The organism is Pirellulales bacterium (assembly GCA_019694455.1).
Classification (GTDB): domain Bacteria; phylum Planctomycetota; class Planctomycetia; order Pirellulales; family JAEUIK01; genus JAIBBY01.
The window spans coordinates 1-3,951 of sequence record JAIBBY010000117.1 but is presented as its reverse complement, the minus strand read 5'-3'; the positions used below and the strand labels follow the sequence as shown (position 1 = coordinate 3,951).

Sequence of the window (3,951 nt, the reverse complement as noted above, 5' to 3'; positions counted from 1 at the left end):
CGATGCGCTGCATAGCGCCGGGAACGTTGACCACGGCGGGGATGCCGTATTCGCGGGCGACGATGGCGCCATGCGAGATGAAGCCGCCGGTTTCGGTCACCAAAGCGGCGGCGCGCAAAAAGAGCGGCGTCCAGGCCGGATCGGTGGAAGGCGCCACGAGCACGTCTCCGGCGGCGAGGCGTTCCGCATGACGTGGGTCGGCGATGAGGCAAGCCGGTCCGGTCGCAATGCCAGCCGCCACACCAAGTCCGGCAAGGGCATGATCGCCGCTCCGCGAGGCGGTCGCGCCAGCACGAACGGGACAGTTTTCCACCAGCGTATCCGGCGCTGATTCCGCATCCAAACTCACCAATCGCACCTTGCGGTCGGCTACCAGCTCCGCCAGCCCAACACCATCCCAAACGCCCTCCATCAGCTCGCACAGGTCTTCGATGGTGCAATGAAACACGTCTTCCATCGTGGCTAGCAGACCGCTTTCGGTCAGACGCCGGCCGATTTCGAGCGCCACGATTCGAGATATTTCCGCCTGCCGTACCAGAATCGACTTTGCCATTTCGCGCTGTTCGGCCTCGCGCGCAGACTGGTGGGCCAAACGGTGGATCAACCCATGCAGCAGGCGCGGCGTTTTTGCGTACACTGTTTGCCAGGCCGCTTCCGCCGTCTCACGGCGGCGTTGCGCGATGCGCCGGTGCTCGTCGCCGGTCACCATCGGTCGGATCGTCTCCAACAGCCAACGCGGATCTTCGCGCCAACGCGGATTGCGCAAGTCGAGCTCGTACACGCAACGATGACCGTATTCGTCCAGAAACGCTTCGAAACCACGGCGAAAAGCCGACTCGGCGGGCAGTTCGCGCCAATCCGCGGGCGCGAACGGCTCAGCGGTAAAAAAGCACGCCGCCGCAGGATCGGTCGCGGCGACCTCGGCCAATTTCGCCAGCGCGAGACCGTGCTGGGCGCTGGTGATAGGCGCGCCATCGATGAGCAGCGCGTTGGCGATCTGCTCCGCCCGAGTGCCGAACCAGCGCTTGAGCAAACCGACTAACATCATCCAGCTCGCGGCGCTAGTCGATTGCAGCAGATGCAAGTTACGTTCGCCGTCGACCGCGCCGAAATCGAGCAAGCTGTCGGTCAAAGCTCGATCCGGCAGCGTACGCCAATCCCGGCAGCGTAGCGAATCCGTCTTTTCGTACAGGCGCTTAAACTCGGCGTCTGCCCGTTTGCGGGCGTGGTTGATGGCGCGAGCAAGACGCAAATTGTGTAGCAGCCAGCGCAGTCGCAACCACCAGGTAGGTTTTGCGGGGACCGTGATCGCTTCCTGATGGCCGCCCGTAAAATGATTGGTCAAGGCGGGCGAAATGCCGAAACCCTCCCAGAATTCCCATTGCATGATGTCGAAGTTGAAATAACCGCGTCCTTGCCACAATCGCGCCCGGGAAAGGCCGGGTAGCAACGGATAACCGGCGGCACGCAACGTCGCTTCCAGGATGACGCGGATGGGATGCGCCTCCAACGTCCAGATCAGCGCCGACTGCGCCATCGGTAGGCTGTCCCGGAAGTTGCCGTTGGACCAGACTTCTGGTTGCGCGATCAAAGCGGGATAGGTGTAGCGCGGCCGCGTCGTGACGGGCCGCGCTTGTAAGACGTGAAAATCCTCCCCATCGAACGCCCACTCGATATCTTGGTGTTGTTCGCCGTGGCCCAGCGCCCAAGCGACGCGCTGTATTAAGCGGGCGAGGCGCAACAGTTGGGCGTCGTCGAGAGTGGGGCGGTTGGGCACGGGCGCAACGCTCTTCTGCTCGGTCCCACCGTCCTCGGCGAGCGAGCTGCGGCATTCTTTGCGGCCCAGCCGGCGTTCGGCGACAAAAGGTCGGGGCGAGTGGCTGCCAACCTCGACCACGAACTCGTCCGGATCGGCGTGACCACCCACGACCGTTTCGCCGTAGCCGTCGTTAGCGGCGATGAAGAACCGATCTTCGCGGCCACTGCGCGGATCGCACGAGAAAGCGACCCCTGCCGTTAGGTCTCCCGAACGCGGCAATACCAGCGCCATCAATACCACGGCCGGCCAGGTTGCGTCTGCCGCGATGCTCATCCGTTCGCGATAAGCGCAAGCCCGCGCCGACCACGCCGACGCCCAGCAGTGCCGAATGGCGCGATGCAGATCTTCGCGGCGGCGTACGTTGAGAAACGATTCGAGCACCCCGGCGAACGAGGCATTTGCCGAATCTTCGGCGACGGCGGACGAGCGCACCGCCAAGGGGGTTGCGGCGATATCCCAACCTTCGAGTGCCGCATCGATGGCTTGCGCCAAATCGTCGGGAAGCGGCAACGCGTCGATCCGGTTCGGTGCCTTGGCAAGTTCTTCGGGCCGGAGGCCGTGATAGTCGAGAAATCGCTGGCAGGCCGCCACGGACAGTACACCGCCGACCGGCACGCGAAAGCCGTAGCGGGCTAGCCGCGCTAGATTCCAGCCCTTGCCGCCGACCACGGATGGACCGGCCGCGAAAGCATCCGCCCACGAAAAGCACCATTCCGGTTTAGTGTTCACGAGCGAACTCCCGCGCCTTCGAGGAAAAGGTTGAGCACTTGACGTAGCAAAGCCGCTAGATCCGTCTCGGGTCGATGAAGCCATTTCAAGGTTGCCGCAAGCTGCATCGACTGGAGGTAGGCCACCGCCAAGTCCGGAGGCAGATCGTCGCGAAGCTCGTCGGAGATTTTTCCCGCTTCGAGCACGCGCGCGAGATGACGATGAAATCCAGTACGTTGGCCGTCGCCGGCCGCGTACCAGTTCGGTTCGGATAGCCGATAAGCGATGTAAGCTGCCATGTAATCGCGGTGCTGGATGGACCAGTCGGCGATGCCTTCGAACAGAGCTAGCAATCTGCCTCGAACGTCTGGCACGCTCGCCATGAGTGCGCTCACCTCCTCGTCGCGACCGGATGCCTCGCCGATCATGAAGGCGGCGACAATCGCTTCTTTCACCGGAAAATATTTGTAGAGCGTACCCTTGGCGACGTCCGCCGCCGCTGCGATACGTTCCATGGTGACGGTGTCGTAACCTTCGGTGTCGAACAACATCATCGCCACGTCGACGATGCGTTGCCGTAGCGCATCGCGCTTGCGTTCGCGGCGTGAGGAAAGAGGAAAAGTATCCATAAGGCACCATAAATAATGTACGACGTACATTATTGTACGTCGTACATTATTTCAAGGGCATCGATGAAAATGCCGATTGAAGCGATAAGGCAAAGGGGCCAGATAGGCACGCCATACTTGGCAAAACCAAAGGAATGGTCAGTGCCGCCGAAACTGCTCAGAGTCCGGGCTGTGCAACGCTAGCGCTCTGAGAGGGGCCAGTAGTCGGTCAAAGTGTTGAGGGCATTGTCATACAATGCCCAGGCTGCAGGTGATACCGTTGAAGCAAAGCAAGTTGAGGGCGACACTGCGCAGCACGGCGAAGAGACCAGGGTTCCGCCGGATGCGGCTAGCATTCTCGCCCAAGGACATCCCAGTCTTTTTGGCGGGTATCAAACACTGTGGTGTGGCGCGGGATTTCGACCAGGGTGCAACAACGAGCATGCCAATCCTCGGTACCACCGGTACCGGGCGGCGGGCTCCACATCCGGGTCAGGCGCTACCCGATCCGGTTATGGTGACCGATCTCGTGGATTGGATCTTGCGGTACGACGTGGCGTCCGACGGGATCGCCGGAATGTCGAACGTCAACAAGTGCTCCAAGCCATGCCGCCGACCTTGGGAACGGCGATGATCAGGAATCGCGGCGAGAAACGTCGGCAAAGGCATCAGCGCATTCCTGTTGTCTGACAATAGTTCGGACAGTTTTCAGGCGGCGATGGGCTGAATCAGGCCGTAATTACAGAAGGTTTCATACTCGGGGCTATTTTCGGCCAAGCGACCGCCATGGGCCAAGTGGGCTAAAAGGCGCTGGAG

The 3,951-nt window shown here is 61.6% G+C and carries 3 protein-coding genes; all 3 read right to left on the bottom strand.

Annotation, left to right across the window (positions count from 1 at the left end; genetic code table 11):
- The coding region (locus tag K1X71_21065) for a hypothetical protein (GenBank protein MBX7075640.1) at nt 1-2,548 on the bottom strand (2,548 nt) is incomplete at its 3' end.
- Nucleotides 2,545-3,156 (bottom strand): TetR/AcrR family transcriptional regulator, encoded by a 612-nt coding sequence (locus tag K1X71_21060; protein MBX7075639.1) that lies wholly within the window; start codon nt 3,154-3,156, stop codon nt 2,545-2,547. The genes K1X71_21065 and K1X71_21060, both read right to left, overlap by 4 nt.
- Before the next feature lie 471 nt (nt 3,157-3,627).
- Nucleotides 3,628-3,804 (bottom strand): transposase family protein, encoded by a 177-nt coding sequence (locus tag K1X71_21055; protein MBX7075638.1) that lies wholly within the window; start codon nt 3,802-3,804, stop codon nt 3,628-3,630.
- Between the last annotated feature and the right edge of the window lie 147 nt (nt 3,805-3,951).